General features: G+C 33.1%; 17 protein-coding genes. 12 read left to right on the forward strand and 5 right to left on the reverse strand.

Annotated elements, in window-relative coordinates; all coding sequences use genetic code 11:
* The 4 genes from ACH2BG_RS06550 to ACH2BG_RS06565 all read right to left on the reverse strand — a co-directional run.
* Positions 1-246, reverse strand: a 246-nt coding sequence (locus ACH2BG_RS06550; protein ID WP_395046908.1) for an inorganic diphosphatase, incomplete at its 3' end; no start/stop codon positions are given.
* 81 nt (positions 247-327) lie between these two features.
* Positions 328-936: a DNA-3-methyladenine glycosylase family protein gene (locus ACH2BG_RS06555; protein ID WP_395046909.1), complete on the reverse strand. Its 609-nt coding sequence runs from the start codon at positions 934-936 to the stop codon at positions 328-330.
* Positions 937-1,054: 118 nt separating this feature from the next.
* Positions 1,055-3,547 carry a DUF5686 family protein gene (locus ACH2BG_RS06560; protein WP_395046910.1) on the reverse strand — a complete coding sequence of 831 codons (2,493 nt, stop codon included), beginning with the start codon at positions 3,545-3,547 and terminating at the stop codon, positions 1,055-1,057.
* A gap of 128 nt (positions 3,548-3,675) precedes the next feature.
* Positions 3,676-4,653, reverse strand: a complete 978-nt coding sequence (locus ACH2BG_RS06565) for a pyruvate dehydrogenase complex E1 component subunit beta (protein ID WP_011962508.1) — start codon at positions 4,651-4,653, stop codon at positions 3,676-3,678.
* A 201-nt stretch (positions 4,654-4,854) separates the two neighbouring features.
* Between ACH2BG_RS06565 and ACH2BG_RS06570 the strand changes: the two genes are divergently transcribed.
* The 8 genes from ACH2BG_RS06570 to ACH2BG_RS06605 all read left to right on the forward strand — a co-directional run bounded on the left by ACH2BG_RS06570 (position 4,855) and on the right by ACH2BG_RS06605 (position 11,233).
* Complete coding sequence (locus tag ACH2BG_RS06570; protein WP_395046911.1) at positions 4,855-5,601, forward strand: electron transfer flavoprotein subunit beta/FixA family protein; 747 nt, start codon at positions 4,855-4,857, stop codon at positions 5,599-5,601.
* A gap of 113 nt (positions 5,602-5,714) precedes the next feature.
* Positions 5,715-6,683: an electron transfer flavoprotein subunit alpha/FixB family protein gene (locus ACH2BG_RS06575; protein WP_395046912.1), complete on the forward strand. Its 969-nt coding sequence runs from the start codon at positions 5,715-5,717 to the stop codon at positions 6,681-6,683.
* Between the two features lie 207 nt (positions 6,684-6,890).
* Entirely contained in the window at positions 6,891-7,511 is a 621-nt protein-coding gene (locus tag ACH2BG_RS06580; protein WP_395046913.1) for a bifunctional nuclease domain-containing protein, read from the forward strand.
* Positions 7,512-7,580: 69 nt separating this feature from the next.
* Positions 7,581-8,405 carry a thymidylate synthase gene (locus ACH2BG_RS06585; protein ID WP_395046914.1) on the forward strand — a complete coding sequence of 275 codons (825 nt, stop codon included), beginning with the start codon at positions 7,581-7,583 and terminating at the stop codon, positions 8,403-8,405.
* 42 nt (positions 8,406-8,447) lie between these two features.
* The gene (locus tag ACH2BG_RS06590; protein ID WP_395046915.1) at positions 8,448-8,777 is read left to right on the forward strand and encodes a 2TM domain-containing protein; all 330 of its coding nucleotides are present in this window, start codon (positions 8,448-8,450) and stop codon (positions 8,775-8,777) included.
* On the forward strand, positions 8,777-9,265 hold the full coding sequence (locus ACH2BG_RS06595; RefSeq protein ID WP_395046916.1) for a dihydrofolate reductase: 489 nt from the start codon (positions 8,777-8,779) through the stop codon (positions 9,263-9,265). The genes ACH2BG_RS06590 and ACH2BG_RS06595 overlap by 1 nt, the downstream gene beginning before the upstream one ends.
* A 517-nt stretch (positions 9,266-9,782) precedes the next feature.
* Positions 9,783-10,514, forward strand: a complete 732-nt coding sequence (gene ubiE / locus ACH2BG_RS06600; RefSeq protein ID WP_395046917.1) for a bifunctional demethylmenaquinone methyltransferase/2-methoxy-6-polyprenyl-1,4-benzoquinol methylase UbiE — start codon at positions 9,783-9,785, stop codon at positions 10,512-10,514.
* Between the two features lie 8 nt (positions 10,515-10,522).
* Complete coding sequence (locus ACH2BG_RS06605) at positions 10,523-11,233, forward strand: porin family protein (RefSeq protein WP_395046918.1); 711 nt, start codon at positions 10,523-10,525, stop codon at positions 11,231-11,233.
* Here ACH2BG_RS06605 and ACH2BG_RS06610 read toward each other — a convergent pair.
* Entirely contained in the window at positions 11,230-11,958 is a 729-nt protein-coding gene (locus ACH2BG_RS06610; protein WP_395046919.1) for a TrmH family RNA methyltransferase, read from the reverse strand. The two genes, ACH2BG_RS06605 and ACH2BG_RS06610, sit on opposite strands and share 4 nt — an antisense overlap.
* Positions 11,959-11,994: 36 nt before the next feature.
* Here ACH2BG_RS06610 and ACH2BG_RS06615 point away from each other — a divergent pair, with 36 nt between their 5' ends.
* From ACH2BG_RS06615 to ACH2BG_RS06630, 4 genes are all read left to right on the forward strand, one after another.
* Entirely contained in the window at positions 11,995-14,529 is a 2,535-nt protein-coding gene (locus tag ACH2BG_RS06615; protein WP_395046920.1) for a BamA/TamA family outer membrane protein, read from the forward strand.
* Between the two features lie 41 nt (positions 14,530-14,570).
* The gene (gene fbaA, locus ACH2BG_RS06620) at positions 14,571-15,638 is read left to right on the forward strand and encodes a class II fructose-bisphosphate aldolase (protein WP_395046921.1); all 1,068 of its coding nucleotides are present in this window, start codon (positions 14,571-14,573) and stop codon (positions 15,636-15,638) included.
* 65 nt (positions 15,639-15,703) lie between these two features.
* On the forward strand, positions 15,704-16,558 hold the full coding sequence (gene accD / locus ACH2BG_RS06625; protein WP_395046922.1) for an acetyl-CoA carboxylase, carboxyltransferase subunit beta: 855 nt from the start codon (positions 15,704-15,706) through the stop codon (positions 16,556-16,558).
* A gap of 62 nt (positions 16,559-16,620) precedes the next feature.
* Positions 16,621-17,552, forward strand: a 932-nt coding sequence (locus ACH2BG_RS06630) for a M23 family metallopeptidase (RefSeq protein ID WP_395046923.1), incomplete at its 3' end; no start/stop codon positions are given.

Below are 17,552 nucleotides of genomic sequence, written 5' to 3' on the forward strand. Positions count from 1 at the left end.
AGGTTTTACTTCGATTACACAACCAGGAAATGTAGGTTTAGTTACTAATACCAATACATCCAATGGATCACCGTCTAAAGCTAATGTTTCTGGTATAAAACCATAATCTGCTGGGTACATCATAGATGAGAACAACATACGATCGAAACGCATTCTTTTTAAATCGAAATCATATTCATATTTGTTTCTACTTCCTCTTGGGATTTCAACTAAAACGTCGAAAGTTTGTACTTTATCTGATGTCATTTTGTTTTTTTTGAGGGTGCAAAAGTAATAAAAAGTTCTAAATTAAAAGTTAGAAATCAGCATTTTTTTCTAAAAATAATTTTAATACTGGTAAGTAATTTTTCGATTGCGCTTTTGCAAATAATGATGCCAAAGTAAAAACGTTGCCATAGAGCGATACGGCGCCCAATTCTGGACATAAATTTCCATTTCCTGTTTGTCTTGAATATCGAGTAATTCTTTGATTGTATTTACTACCGCGACATCTCCTAGCGGAATAATATCTTTTTCTTGCAGAGAAAACATTAAATAAACGTCGATTGTCCAGTTGCCAATTCCTTTTATTTTGATGAGTTCTTCTCGAACTTCTTGGGCTGTTTTGTTGGGTAAACTTTCTAAAATAATTTGTTTGTCTAGAATAGCTTCCGAAAGACATTTGATGTATTTTGTTTTTTGTCTGCTTACACCGCAATTTCTATATTCTTCTTCCGAAAGTAACAATAGATTTTGAGGCTGAAAATCTTGAACTTTAGTTCTTAGTTTTAAATAAGTCGCTTTTGCCGAGTCGATAGAAACTTGTTGCTCTAGAATTAGTAACGCCAATGTTTCAAAACCTTGTGGTCGTGAGGGAATTACTGGAATTCCGTACTGATCGATTATGGTTTTGAAAATCGTATCTTTTTCTGATAGATAGTCGATGGCTTGTTGCATAATTTAATTTCAACGTTACTTTTGAATGACAATCTTGATAATAGCCCAGATAGTAGCGATATCCTTTTTCTTGCTTCTTTAGCAGGAAAAAGATATAGCGTATAGCTGGAAATAGCTCCTAGAAATAAAACCCGAACGACCCTTTTATAGTAAATTTTTTGGCTTCGGGAAGCTCTAAATAACTACCTCTCCAAGCAAAATCGATACGGAAAACTTTGAAAATATTTCCTATTCCCGCATGGTATTCCCAATAGCCATTTGTTGGTGCTTGATAGTTTAGTCCAGAAGCGTTTATAGCTCTATTCTGGTCGGAAACGTTCCCGTAAACGGCTTTTAATCCTACGATTTCTCTCCAATTTAGTTTTTTCATAAATGGAATTCTGGAAAAAATTCGACCATTGAAATGTTGTTCTAAATGCAATGAAGCGTACTGATCTGTTACGAATTCGTAATAATTCATCAAATTATAGGTGTTGTCTATCACAAAATAAGACTGATTTCCTGGAACCACGGCAAGCAATCCCAATGGTACTTCACCAAATACTTTTCCTACTTCGAATGTTGAGAACAATCGTCCCATTCCGCCCATATATATAGGTTGACGATAGTATAATTGTAGTTTTTGGTACTCGAAATCACTGTTGAAAATACCTTTGAAACCTTGACTATAATTTACAAATACCCGTGAGTAATTATTGTCTACTTCTAATCGTTCGACACCATAACCTACTGTTTTCCTATTTGGTGTAAAGTCTATTCCTATTGTGACTTCAGCTTGTCTTACATCGGATTTTATAGTTCCTGTTGGATTAGAAACGCTTGGCAAATCTGTATAATAATCTAAACTAAATGTTGGCGATGCAGATTCTAAAGTTCGGAACGAAAACCCTGTTTGAAAGATTAAATCTTTTACTGGCTCAATCTCGGCAGCAATTGATGTTAAATTTACATTGGTTAATTTACTATTATCGCCACTTGCAAAAAATGAGGATGATGCAAAACTGCGTCCCAACACATCGTTTGAAGTGGTTAAACTTACTCCTATTTGCTCTACATCACGGCGATTTCCTCCAGAAAGTATAATTCGGTTTTTCTTATCGACCATCCATTTTCCTGAAACACCGTATTTGAATTTACTGTCTTTAAATCCGTATGCTGTATAGGCTTGAATTCGCCAAGCATCATTTGTGGTAAAGTAAGTTCTTCCTCCTATTCTTAGTCTTTGCCCTTCGACATCGTTATATCCAAATATAGAAAATATTGGACCATAATCGATAAATCCTTTGTTTATATAACCGCTTCCAAGTATAGAAACAATATTATACAATTGCTTGAATTTCTTGACGGTTTTTAGCGTATCGAGCATTTTGTAAACTCCAGCTTCGTCTTTATTTAAAGACTCGGCTCTGTTTTCCTGCCAAAATTCATCGGATTTTGTGTAAACCGATTGGTCATAATTATTTACATCTTCTTTATAAAATTTGTCTGGTTTTACTTCGTTAAATTTATGATCGTTGTATAAAGTGGTTCTTTTCCCATAAACGCCTTTAGATTTTTCTTTTTTGTTTAAAGCAAAATCTGACATCATGTGATCACGCTTTAGAAGAAAAACAGAATCATTTAAGACATCAAATTCTTGTTCGATATAAATATCTTTTACCCAGTTTATATTGGCACTTTTTGATGCGGTTAGGTTTATTTTCTTGATTGCAAATGTGGTGTCGTTTACCCAAAAATCTCCTTTAAACGTCAGTTCATTTTTTCTACGTGGATAAAACACAATATTATAACACCATTTTTTATCGATAAATGTGCTGTCGCTTAAAACATAATTATAAGTGTTAATTCCTGTTTTAGATAACGGACTAACGAAATTCTTATCGAAAAAATTAAGGTAATTATCATAAATATCATATTCCGAATACAGGTCTTTTATAAAAGTATCAACCCCATTTCCTTCGCCAATTCCTGAGTTTTTGTTGGCTTTTAAGATTTCTTTTGTTTTTCCATTTGTATTATCTCCGTAAACTTCAGATAATGATTCGTTTATAAAAATTGGCAAATATGTTTTTCCTGTTATTTTTGAAGTATCTATTTGTTTGAAAATAAATTCTAATCCTTTGAAAACCCTGTTTTTCATAAAAGTAGAATCGATAGTATTCATATCAAATTCTACTTTTTCATATTTATTCATTTGATATTGGTTAAACTGATACAAACCATTCTTGCGTTTGCGTTCCCATATTTTTCGAAGAATATCGAGCGCTGGATTGTTCTTTTTAGAGGTTTTCCCTGAAAATATTTTAACTTCATCTAACGTATTTGCTCCTGCAAAAGAAATTTTCATATCATAGTTTACCGCTTTGGTAAGAACAATATCTTTACCCGGAAAACCTACATAAGACACTGATAAAATTTTTCTTTCGGAATCAGATTCTAAATAAAACCTTCCATTTTCGTCAGATGTGACACATTCTCTAGTTCCTTTAAAACATACATTTGCGTAAGGAACTGTTGCATTGGCATCGTCATAAATAACACCGCTCACTTTAGTTTGTGCGATATTACTTATTGAAAGTAAAAAACCGAAGATTATAAATATTTTTTTCATACACATTTCAAATAAAAAACTTCATCAATTAATGATGAAGTTTCAAATATAACATTTTTCAGATTGTTAGACAATTAGACTACTTAGATTGTTAGACTTTATTATATAGTCTAACAATCTAAGCCAGTCTATTTATACATTACTTTTTTTACCGCTTTCACAACATCTTGTGCATTAGGCAACCATTCTTTTAGTAAAGTTGGTGAATATGGCGCAGGTGTATCGGCAGTAGTGATTCTTTGTATTGGCGCATCAAGAAAATCGAAAGCACGTTCTTGAACGATATACGTAATTTCTGAAGCTACCGAAGCAAAAGGCCAAGCTTCTTCAAGAACTACTAATCTATTTGTTTTTTTAACAGATGTTAAAATCGTTTCATAATCCATCGGACGAACAGTACGTAAATCGATGATTTCACAAGAAATTCCTTCTTTTGCCAATTCGTCGGCAGCAATATGAGCTTCTTTGATGATTTTTCCAAAAGAAACAATAGTTACATCAGTTCCTGCACGTTTAATATCGGCAACACCTAGCGGAATAATATAATCTCCTTCTGGCACTTCTCCTTTGTCTCCGTACATTTGCTCTGATTCCATAAAAATAACTGGATCGTTATCACGAATAGCTGCTTTTAGCAAACCTTTAGCATCGTAAACAGTACTTGGCACAACAACTTTTAACCCTGGAGTATTAGCAAACCAGTTTTCGAAAGCTTGTGAGTGTGTTGCTCCCAATTGTCCTGCCGAAGCAGTTGGCCCACGAAAAACCATTGGCATTGGGAATTGTCCTGCACTCATTTGACGCATTTTTGCTGCATTATTGATGATTTGATCGATACCTACTAATGAGAAATTGAAAGTCATATACTCTACAATAGGACGGCAACCATTCATAGCTGAACCTACCGCAATTCCTGCAAAACCAAGTTCTGCAATTGGTGTATCGATAACTCTTTTTGCTCCAAATTCGTCTAACATTCCTTTTGAAGCTTTGTAAGCACCGTTATATTCGGCAACTTCTTCACCCATTAAGTAAACTGATTCGTCGCGACGCATTTCTTCACTCATCGCTTCACAAATGGCTTCTCTAAATTGTATCGTTCTCATATATTTCTATGTATATCTGTAAAATTGAACAGCAAAAGTAAAAATTAAAAATCACATAAAAGCATAATTATGTATTGATACTTTAATTTATTGAAAATAACCATTTCTAAAATGAAATAATTTTAAAAAAATATTATGCACGCATAGTATATTATTTAAAATATTTGTCTTATTTTTGTTTTTCAATTTAAGACAAAGAACATGAAAATATTAGTTTGCATCAGCCACGTTCCTGATACTACTTCAAAAATTAATTTTACCAATGGTGATTCAGAATTTGATACCAATGGTGTACAATTTGTAATAAACCCAAATGACGAATTTGGTTTAACAAGAGCCATCTGGTTCCAAGAACAACAAGGTGCAAACGTAACTGTTGTAAATGTTGGTGGTCCAGACACTGAGCCTACTTTAAGAAAAGCATTGGCAATTGGTGCAAACGAAGCAATTCGTATTAACGCCAATCCAACCGATGGTTTTTTTGTAGCAAAACAATTAGCCGAAGTAATAAAAACTGGTGGTTACGATCTTGTGATTGCTGGTAAAGAATCATTAGATTACAATGGTGGAATGGTTCCTGGTATGATTGCAGGAATATTAGGTATTAATTTTGTAAATTCTTGTACCGAACTAACTATCGATGGAAATAATGCAAAAGCATCTCGCGAAATTGATGGTGGAAAAGAAATCGTTTCAACAACTTTACCATTAATTGTTGGTGGTCAAAAAGGATTGGTAGAAGAAAAAGATTTGCGTATTCCGAACATGAGAGGAATTATGACTGCAAGAACTAAAGCATTAACAATTCTTGAACCTATTAGCGCAGCATCAGAAACTAAAGCAGTTAAGTTTGAAAAACCCGTAGCAAAATCAGCAGTAAAATTAATAAGTCCTGACAATTTAGACGAATTAATCAACTTATTACACAACGAAGCGAAGGTGATTTAAGATTGTTGAATGTAGATTTAAGATTGCAGAATAAAAATGCAATTCAAATCTAAAATTCAACCTTTGATTCACATCAAAAATCTAAAATCGTTAATCTAAAATCTAAAATTATTATGTCAATATTAATATACGCAGAATCAGCAGAAGGAAAATTTAAGAAAGTAGCTTTCGAATTGGCTTCTTATGCTAAAAAAATTGCAGAAACAACAGGACAAACCGTTACAGCAGTAACTGTAAACATGAACGATGTTTCAGAACTTGCAAAATACGGAGTAGATAAAGTACTAAAAGTTAGCAACGACAAATTGGCTAATTTTACAGCAAAAGCTTATGCTGATGCTATCAAACAAGCAGCTCAAAAAGAAAGTGCAAAATTAGTTTTGTTGTCTTCATCAACAGACAGTTTATACCTTGCGCCGTTAGTATCAGTAGCACTTGACGCAGGTTTTGCTTCAAACGTAGTTGGATTGCCAGTAAACATGTCACCTTTTCAAGTAAAAAGAAATGCTTTTTCTAATAAAGCTTTCAATATCACCGAAATAAATACTGATATAAAAGTATTGTGTTTGGGTAAAAACTCTTACGGAATTTTCGAAAATGCTGGTTCAGCTGCTTCCGAAGATTTTTCTCCAAATATTTCTGATGCCGATTTTGGTGTCAAAGTACAATCGGTAGAAAAAGGATCAGGAAAAGTAACAATCGCCGATGCTGACGTAGTAGTTTCAGGCGGACGTGGTCTTAAGGGTCCAGAAAATTGGGGATTAATCGAAGATTTAGCTGCAGTTCTTGGAGCAGCAACTGCTTGTTCTAAACCAGTTTCTGACTTAGGTTGGAGACCTCACAGTGAGCACGTAGGACAAACTGGAAAACCAGTAGCAACTAATTTATATATTGCGGTAGGAATTTCTGGAGCGATTCAGCACATTGCAGGAATCAATTCATCAAAAGTAAAAGTAGTTATCAATTCTGATGCTGACGCGCCTTTCTTCAAAGTTGCCGATTACGGAATTGTAGGTGACGCTTTCGATATTTTACCAAGATTAACCGAAAAATTAAAAGCTTTTAAAGCACAAAATAGCTAGTTTTCAATTAGAAAATTACAATCTAAAAAACTATCTAATTATTTTATTAGATAGTTTTTTCTTTTTAGAAGCAAAAGTTTTTTGTTACTTTGCAATACAAAATTTAGGCTTTTTAATAAGCCTTTATAAATAATAGCTTTTGATTTTAAAAATCTAAAATCAAACCCAAACGGTAGCGAATTGGCGAAGCAAATCTAAAATCCAAAAATGAGTTTAGTAAAACTAACAATAAAAGGAATATCATACAGTCAGACACAAAACGGTGCCTACGCACTAATTTTGAATGAAGTAGATGGCGACCGAAAATTACCAATCGTAATTGGCGCTTTCGAAGCACAATCGATCGCGATTGCACTAGAAAAAGAGATAAAACCACCTCGTCCACTCACACATGATTTATTTAAAACCTTTGCCGATAGATTTGACATCGTAATCAAACAAGTTATCATTCACAAATTAGTAGATGGTGTTTTTTACTCAAGTATGATTTGCGAGCGTGACAAAATTGAAGAAATTATCGATGCCAGAACTTCCGATGCGATTGCTTTGGCACTACGTTTCAACGCACCCATTTTTACTTACAAAAACATACTAGACAAAGCGGGAATATATCTAAAAATAAACCCTGATTCCGATAATCCAGAACATGACTTAGATAGCGTGCTTTCTGCTTCCGAACCATTTTTAGAAGAAAGTAATGATAGCAAAAATTTGTTTGCAAAACACAGTTTGTCTGAGCTTCATGAAATGCTAGAAACTGCTGTAAATGATGAAGATTACGAAAAAGCAGCCAAAATAAGAGACGAAATCTCGAAAAGAGAAATATAATGTTCATTCGGTTATTTGTTGATTTGGTTATTCGAATCAACAAATAACCGAATAACCAAATCCACAGTAATGAAGCAATACCTAGATTTAGTAAAACACGTTCTAGACAACGGAACACAAAAAGGTGATAGAACGGGAACGGGAACAAAAAGCGTTTTTGGTTACCAAATGCGTTTCGATTTAGCCGAAGGTTTTCCTATGGTGACTACCAAAAAACTACATCTAAAATCTATTATTCACGAATTGCTTTGGTTCCTGAAAGGAGAAACAAATATTGCATATTTACAAGAAAATGGAGTAAAAATTTGGGACGATTGGGCAAATGAAAATGGCGAATTAGGTCCCGTTTACGGACACCAATGGCGCAATTGGAATAGCGAAGAAATTGACCAAATTACCGAATTGATAGAAACCCTAAAAACAAATCCAAACAGTCGTAGAATGTTAATTTCTGCTTGGAATCCTTCAGTTTTACCAGACACTACAAAATCCTTTGCAGAAAATGTTGCCAACGGAAAAGTAGCTTTACCTCCTTGTCATGCTTTTTTTCAGTTTTATGTTTCCGAAGGAAAATTATCTTGTCAGTTGTACCAGCGTAGTGCTGACATTTTCTTGGGAGTACCTTTCAACATTGCTTCTTACGCATTATTCACGATGATGATTGCTCAAGTTTGCGATTTGCAAGTAGGAGAATTTATACACACTTTTGGCGATGCACACATTTATAATAATCATTTCGAGCAAGTCGAATTACAATTATCTCGCGAGCCAAAACCATTACCAAAAATGATTTTAAATCCTGAAGTGAAAAATATTTTAGATTTTAAATTTGAAGATTTTACGCTAGAAGGTTATGAGGCACATGCACATATAAAAGGAGCGGTTGCTGTATAGAATCCAAAATAAATTTTATCTTTAGCCATAATTTAAATTTTTATGGAAAATTCTCAACACGAACAATACGAATACGCAAGACAACGTTTGAAGCAAAAAAAACGATTGTATTATCATTTTGTGTTTTTTATATTGCTCAGTATATTTTCTATAATTATAAATAAATTATTAGGTGTTTACCCAGAAACGCATTGGTTTTTGTGGGTAATTACTATTTTAAGCTTCTTGTTTGTCTTACATTTTATTCGGGTTTTTATTACCGATAGTTTTATGAACAAAAACTGGGAACGCACGCAAATAGACAAACTTATTGCCAAGCAAGAACGAAAAATAGAGCAACTACAAAAAGATTTAGACCAAAATAATAATTAATGATTACAATTATTGCAGCTGCTGGCGAGAAAAACGAATTAGGAAAAGACAATCAAATAATCTGGCATTTGCCTGATGATTTCAAAAGATTTAAAGCCCTAACTTCAGGTAATTATATTGTTATGGGAAGAAAAACTTTTGAAAGCTTCCCTAAACCATTACCCAACAGAACTCATATTATCATTACTCGAAACAAAAATTACAGTGTTCCAAATGGTTGTTTTGTGGTTGATTCTATCGAGAAAGCCATAGAAATTTGTCCTAAAAATCAAACTATATTTATTATTGGTGGTGGAGAAATTTACAAACAATCTATAAATATAGCAGATTCTATCGAACTCACTCGTGTGCATAATACTTTTGAAGCTGATGTTTTTTTTCCTGAAATTGACTTAACAAAATGGGAATTAATTTCTTCCCAATTTCATGATAAAGACGACAAACACAACTATTCTTTTGCTTTCGAAACTTATACGAAAATCCTTTAAAAACCAAAAAAACACTTCGTTTCTGAAGTGTTTTTTATACTAATGCGCTGTTTTGATAAAAATCTAATTCGACAGTCAAAATCTACTTTGTTTTTTATTGTTCAACTAAACTTTACATTAGCCAATAAAAAACGGAGAAAAATCTCTAACGTTGTACCTTCAAATACCACTAAGAAAGTACCGAAAAAACTAAAATTTCCAAAAACAAATTTAACCAAAGAACGTTTGTGCACTTCAAATTACAATTGAAAAAATCAATTGCCGATTTTGATGAAGAAATGTAACAAATTGTGCTAACCCATTACCTTAATCCAAGATCATTAGATAATAATCATCAAAAGAACTTTATTAGACTGTAAATCTAAAAAAACACTATAAAACCCACAATACCAAATATTTGGTATTTCAACATGTAACCAATTTTGGTTAGAAAAGCGACTAAAAAGTTTAATTTACCGATGATTTACCATTTTCTAAACATTCGGAATTTAGTTTTATATTTGCTAAAATATTTTTTATGTCTATTAGCACAAAACCATACAAAGATTCTGAACTTGGAAAGAAAGAACAAGTCGCAAAAATGTTTGATACTATTTCATCAAAATACGATAACCTGAACAGAGTTATCTCTTTTGGTGTTGATGTAAAATGGCGCAAGAAAATCTTAAAAATGATTGCGGCTAAAAACCCAAAAAACATTCTAGATATCGCTACAGGAACTGGCGATTTAGCCATTTTGTTATCTAACACAAATGCTGAAAAAATTATAGGATTAGATATCTCGGCAGGAATGCTCGAAGTAGGAAGACAAAAAATAGCCCACAAAAATTTATCTGATAAAATAGAAATGATTCTAGGCGATTCAGAAAAAATTCCTTTTGATGATAATGCTTTCGATGCAGTAACAGTTGCTTTCGGTATTAGAAATTTCGAAAATATAGAAATTGGACTTGCCGAAATACTACGTGTATTGAAACCAAATGGTATTTTTGTTATTTTAGAAACATCTGTTCCTGAGAAATTTCCTTTCAAACAAGGTTACCGTTTTTATACTAAAAATATCTTGCCTATTATTGGCAAAATGTTTTCTAAAGACAAAGTAGCATATCAATATTTATCGGATTCAGCTTCTATTTTTCCTTACGGAGAAAAACTAAACAATATTTTACAAAATATTGGGTTTATAGATGTAAAGCATTTACCGCAAACATTTGGCGTAGCAACAATATATTCAGCTTCTAAAAAATAAGATTCACAATGAGTAAAAAACTCTTATTAACATTACTAATCATAACTTCAACCGTTAGTAACGCTCAGGTTTTTAGCAGAAGTATGTTTGCGAAAAAAGCGCTTGTAAATCTTGAAAATTTCGATAAGCAAAGAGTGCATTTTGGTTTTTATCTAGGTTTCAATAATTATGATTTTAAAATAGACAAAAAATACGACGACGAAGATATTATTGTAGATAGTCAGACTGGTTTTAATGTTGGATTAATAACCAATTTGCGTCTAACAGAATATATCGATTTGCGATTTGAGCCTGGTTTGTATTATGGTCAGAGAAATTTGCGTTTTCCGCACATTACTGATAATGTTGATGCACTTCGTGAAGTAAAATCTACCTATATTCATTTTCCATTATTACTAAAATTTTCATCAAAAAGGATTGGAAATATTAGGCCTTATGTGCTTGGCGGAATTTCGTCGGATATAAATTTGTCAAGTAATGCAGATTCCCCAGATGACAATTCGAGCAATAGATTCAGAATGGTAAAAAAGGCAAATAATTACGAAATGGGTCTTGGAATAGATTTATATTTTGAATATTTTAAATTTTCACCTTCTATAAGGGGCGTTTTTGGGATGAAAAACGAATTAATTCCGGACAATGACCCAAACAGTCCTTGGACAGGAAATATAGATAAAATGGCAACTCGAGGTGTTTTTATAAACTTTGCTTTCCATTAGCAACTTCTCTTAAATTCGCTCAAAACAATTGCTATTGCTGTTGCCACATTAAGACTTTCGGTAAGTTGCAGGTTCCCAAAACGAGGAATAGCGATTTTTTGCGTTACTTTTTCTTCTATTATTTTAGAAATTCCGTTGGCTTCGTTACCCAAAACTATAATTCCAGAAGTAGGCAATTGTGTTTTATAAATATTTTCGCCATCCATAAAAGTACCAAAAACCTCTGTTTTCGCATCTGTTAAATAGGAATCTAAATCTAAATAAGTAATATTTACTCTAGCGATAGAACCCATTGTAGCTTGTACTACTTTAGGATTATAGACATCGACAGTTTGCTCGGAGCAAACAATTTGAGAAATTCCAAACCAATCGCACAAACGTATTATTGTTCCTAAATTTCCAGGATCACGAATGTCGTCTAGCGCTACTATCAATCCGTTATTCTCAATTTGTTTTTCATTCGGGATCCTAAAAACTGCCAAACAATCATTTGCAGTGGTTAATGCCGTTATTTTTTTTAAATCGGAATCAGAAACTATTGTTTTTTTTGACTCTGAAACATCAGTAAAAATAGGCTTTGTAATATATAAATGTTCTAATTCGAAATTAGATTGCAACAATTCCTGAATCACTTTTGTGCCTTCGGCAAAAAATAATTGGTGTTGTTTTCGGTATTTTTTTTGAACTAAACTCGTTATAAGTTTTATTTGGTTTTTACTAACCATAAAAAAGTGTATTTTTGAAGTAAATTTCAGAATCGTTTGAGCAATATTACTACAAAAATATCATTATTTATTCTAATTGTGGCACTTATTACTGCATGTAATGTGGTAAAAAAAGTTCCTGCTGATAAACACCTTCTGCTTAAAAATGAAATTCTTGTAAACGGCAAAAAAAATTCCGAAGAAGATATCGTTTCACAATTAGTACAGCAACCCAATACTTCTATTTTTGGCTATAAGTTGCGTTTGAATATGTTTAATCTTGCTAAGAACAATACTGACTCTATTTTTAGAGCTAAATACACAGCAAATCCAGCAAAGTACAAACGAAAAGCAAAATGGCTTTCTAAAAAACAGGTTGATAGATTAGGGCAATCTTTTTGGTATTCTGGCTGGCATAGTTTTTTGAGACGAACTGGCGAACCTCCAGTAATTATTGACACATTAAAAGCAAAACGATCTATAAAACGATTAAAAGCTTACTATTTTAATGAAGGCTTTTTTGATGCTAATGCTAAATTCACTGCAAATTATCAAGAAAAAAAACGAGGTAATATAAATTATTCAGTAACTACTGGAGAGCCTACTTTTTTAGATACTATTTCTCACGAAATTGAAACACCAGCACTAGATTCGTTGTATTTGCTTTCTAAATCTAAATCTTATATCAAAAAAGGACAACAATATAAAGTAGATAACTTTAGCAACGAACGTTCTCGAATTACTAATTATTTTAGAAATCATGGTGTGTATTATTTTCAGCAACAAAGCGTAAACTTTGAAGTTGACACTTTAAATCCAAATCACAAAGCACCTGTAAAACTAAACATTACTGATAAAGTTGTCAAGATTGGTGATTCTACTCAATCGAAACCCTATAAAATATATCGTATAAGTCAGGTTAATATTTTCACAGACGATAATACTACAAAAAATAAAATGCAGATTGCAGATAGTGCAACTTATAAAAATTTTAATCTCTATAGTGTAAACAAATTAAGATACAGACCTAAAGCAATTGCCGATGCTGTTTTCATACAAAAAGATAGTTTGTATAATGATGATAAGAGAACGCTAACATTGCGATCATTAAGCAACCTCCAAGTTTTTAATTACCCAAACATTCAATACGTTGAAGATACAATAACACAAACACTTAAGGCAAACATTTATTTGACATCGAAAACAAAATTTCATTTTGATGCCAATGCCGACTTTACGAGATCTAACATTCAAATTTTTGGAATAACGGGAGGCTCGGCTGTTTCTATACGTAATATTTTTAGAGGTGCCGAAACATTACAAATAGGGTTTCATGGCAATATTGGCTCTTCAACTGATCCTACAATTGCAGAAAACAGATTTTTTAATATCTCAGAAGTCGGAGCTGACATGAGATTAAATTTCCCTAGAATATTTCTTCCCTTCAGAACAGATAAAATTATTTCTAAAAGCATGTTGCCTTCCAGTATTATTAGCATTGGTTTTGCAAAACAAACAAATATTGGTTTAGATAAAGAGAATTTAACTGCAGCGATAAATTATAATTGGATCCCAAAGAAAAACACAACGGCAAAGTTCGATTTAGTAAACATTCAGTATGTAAAAAACATTAATATTGGCAACTATTTTAATGTATACAGTTCCACCTATAATCGACTAAACAGCTTAGCAAAAATATACAACAATAACAATATCGACCTTAGCAAAGAAGATGGTGGTGCCGATAATTTTATTAATAGTGTCCTAGCCAATCAATATCCTCTTTTAACGCCATCGACAACCGATTATAAATCGATAAAAAGCATCAAAGAACGAAAAGACCGATTAACCGAAAACAATTTAATTTTTGCAGCAAATTTTGGCTATTCAAAAGATTCAAAATCTGATTTTTTCGATAAAGAATTTTATAGCTTTAGAGGAAAATTAGAAAGTGCAGGAAACTTACTTTCGATAGCATCTAACCTTGCTAAAGAACCTAAAAATAGTGACGGAACCAGAAATGTTTTCGGATTACAATATTCGCAATACATAAAAGGGGAATTCGATTATGTAAAAAACTGGGATTTAACAAACGGGAAAATATTTGCGGTACGAAGCTTTTTTGGGATAGCCATTCCTTACGGAAATTCCGAATCCGTTCCTTTTGCAAGAAGTTATTTTGCTGGAGGATCTAATGATAATAGAGCATGGCAATCTTATAGTTTAGGCCCCGGAAGTTCTGGAGGGCTAAATGATTTTAACGAAGCCAATATGAAAATTGCGTTAAATGCCGAGTTCAGATATAAAATATTTGGAAATTTAAACGGAGCACTTTTTGCCGATTGTGGTAATATTTGGAATGTTTTAGACAATGAAACCGATGAAACTAAAGTTTTTTCTGGGTTTTCTTCGCTAAAAAGTTTAGCCTTAGGAACAGGATTTGGATTTAGATATGATTTCAAATTCTTTTTGCTTCGACTGGACTTTGGTTTCAAAACCTATAATCCCGCAAAACCAGAAACTCAAAGATGGTTTAAAGAATTAAATTTGAGTAAAGCTGTACTAAATATTGGTATAAACTATCCGTTCTAAAAGTAAATTTGTAATTTTGTAAATCTTTAAAAATTAAAAAAATGGCGCATAATATAAAATCAGGCGTAGCTACAGGAGATCAGGTCCAGGAAATTTTTAATTATGCGAAACAAAAAGGGTTTGCATTGCCTGCCGTAAATGTTGTAGGTTCAGACACCATAAATTGCGTGATAGAAACCGCTGCAAAACTAAATGCACCTGTGATTATTCAATTTTCTAATGGAGGAGCGCAATTTAATGCTGGTAAAGGATTATCTAATACAAACGAAAAATCAGCAATCGCTGGTGGAATAGCTGGTGCAAAACACATACATACTTTAGCGGAAGCTTATGGTGCAACCGTGATTCTTCATACTGACCATTGTGCAAAAAAATTATTACCTTGGATAGACGGTTTGCTTGATGCCTCCGAAAAACATTTTGCCGAAACAGGAAAACCTTTATATTCTTCTCACATGATCGATTTGTCTGAAGAGCCAATCGAAGAAAATATCGAAATTTGTAAAACTTATTTAGCTCGAATGAGTAAAATAGGAATGACTTTAGAAATTGAATTAGGGATTACTGGTGGCGAAGAAGATGGTGTAGATAACTCGGATGTAGATAGCTCGAAATTATACACCCAGCCAGAAGAAGTAGCTTACGCATACGAAGAACTAATGAAAATATCTCCTCGTTTTACCATCGCAGCAGCTTTTGGGAACGTGCACGGTGTTTACAAACCTGGGAATGTAAAATTGACTCCAAAAATTTTGAAAAATTCTCAAGATTATGTCCAAAATAAATTCAATACAGGCGTAAATCCAGTCGATTTTGTTTTTCATGGTGGTTCAGGTTCTACCCTCGAAGAAATTAGAGAAGCAATAGACTATGGTGTTATAAAAATGAATATTGACACCGATTTACAATTCGCTTTTACCGAAGGAATTCGTGACTATATGGTAAAAAATATCGATTATCTAAAAACCCAAATAGGAAACCCAGAAGGAGCAGAATCTCCAAACAAAAAACACTACGATCCAAGAAAATGGCTTCGTGAAGGCGAAATAACTTTCAATACAAGATTAGAACAGGCATTTGCCGATTTGAATAACGTAAATACATTATAAATTAACAATTGATAATTGACAGTTAATAATTATTCATTGTCAATTACCCATTATCCATTAGAATTATGAGTTGGTTTAAAAGAAAAGAAAAAGGAATTACTACAGCTACCGAAGATAAAATGGATGTACCAAAAGGACTTTGGTACAAATCTCCTACAGGAAAAATTGTTGATGCCGATGAGCTAGCAAGAAACCTTTGGGTAAGTCCAGAAGATGATTTTCATGTTCGTATAGGAAGCGCCGAATATTTTCAGATATTGTTTGACAATAACGAATTTACGGAGCTTGATGCTAATATGACATCTAAAGATCCACTAGGATTTGTAGATACAAAAAAATATGCTGACCGTTTGGTAGATGTCATGCACAAAACTAAACTAAAAGATGCTGTTCGTACTGCCGTTGGTAAATCGAAAGGGCGTGACTTAGTAGTTTGTTGTATGGATTTTGCCTTTATTGGTGGTTCTATGGGAGCTGTTGTAGGAGAAAAAATCGCGAGAGGAATAAATCATTCTATCGAAAATAACATTCCATTTGTTATGATTTCAAAATCAGGTGGAGCTCGTATGATGGAAGCTGCTTATTCATTAATGCAATTAGCAAAAACCTCAGCAAAACTAGCACAACTTGCCGAAGCAAAAATTCCTTACATCTCGTTATGTACTGATCCAACAACTGGAGGAACAACCGCTTCTTATGCCATGCTTGGTGATGTAAATATTTCTGAACCAGGTGCTTTAATAGGTTTTGCAGGTCCTCGTGTTGTAAAAGACACAACTGGAAAAGATTTACCAGAAGGATTTCAAACTGCCGAATTTGTCTTAGAACACGGTTTCTTAGATTTTATTACCCCAAGAAAAGAACTAAAAGACAAAATAAATTTATACTTAGATTTAATTTTGAATCAGGAAATAAGATAATTTCAAGCCCGTCCGTCACAAACGAGACGGGTTTTCCCTTTTAAATTAAAACCAAATATAACATGACTAAATATATTCTTTTAGCTTGTCTTTTTTTACAGGCCTCATTTGCTCAAACCAACACCAACATAACCATTACGGTAAAACCCGGAAAAGTATATTACGAAAAAGACCAAAACAACAAGTATTTGAATTTTGATTTTCTTATTGAAAACAAAAGCAATAGAAATACCATTTTGAACGCAGTCGAAGTTTCTGTGTTTGATGAAAACAACAAATTAGCTAAACGCGATTATGTTAATGTCTATAGCCGGGAAAGTTTAGAACTGATTCTAACAAAACCAGTTGAAGCGCATAGAAACAAATTACTTTTCAATCCGTTTCCGGAATTTAATATTGAGGTACCGTTGCACAAACTCCATTATGAATTTTCTTTCCAAACAGAAGACGGAAAAGAGAATGATATCGTTTCTATTGATGTTTTTCCGGAATTTTATCAGACAAAAACCAATTTGATTCCACCCGTAAAAGGCCGACTTCTTGTTTGGGATGCACACGATTACAACTCACACCACAGACGTTTTGATTACACCGATTCTTTATTTATCAAAAGAGGAACGACAATGAATTTCCAGCGTTATGGTTACGATTTTGTAGTGGTTGATGAAAAAGGCACAATGTATAAAGGAAAACAAAAAATCAATATAGATTGGTACGATGATTTTGCCGATGACAATAACGATTACTATGGATTTGGAACGCCAATTTACGCAACCGGAGATGGAATCATTGCCGATGCAAAAGATGGAGTTGCTGACAATCGTACCATCAGTGAAGCCGAAATCTTAAAATACGAAAAAGCTTATGGTGGAAATTACATTATTATAGACCATCAAAATGGCGAATTCAGCTGGCTTGGGCATTTAAAACAAGGAAGCATTAAAGGCCAAAAAGGCCAAAAAGTAAAACAAGGCGATATTATTGGCGCTATGGG

The organism is Flavobacterium sp. (genome assembly GCF_043779715.1).
GTDB lineage: Bacteria > Bacteroidota > Bacteroidia > Flavobacteriales > Flavobacteriaceae > Flavobacterium.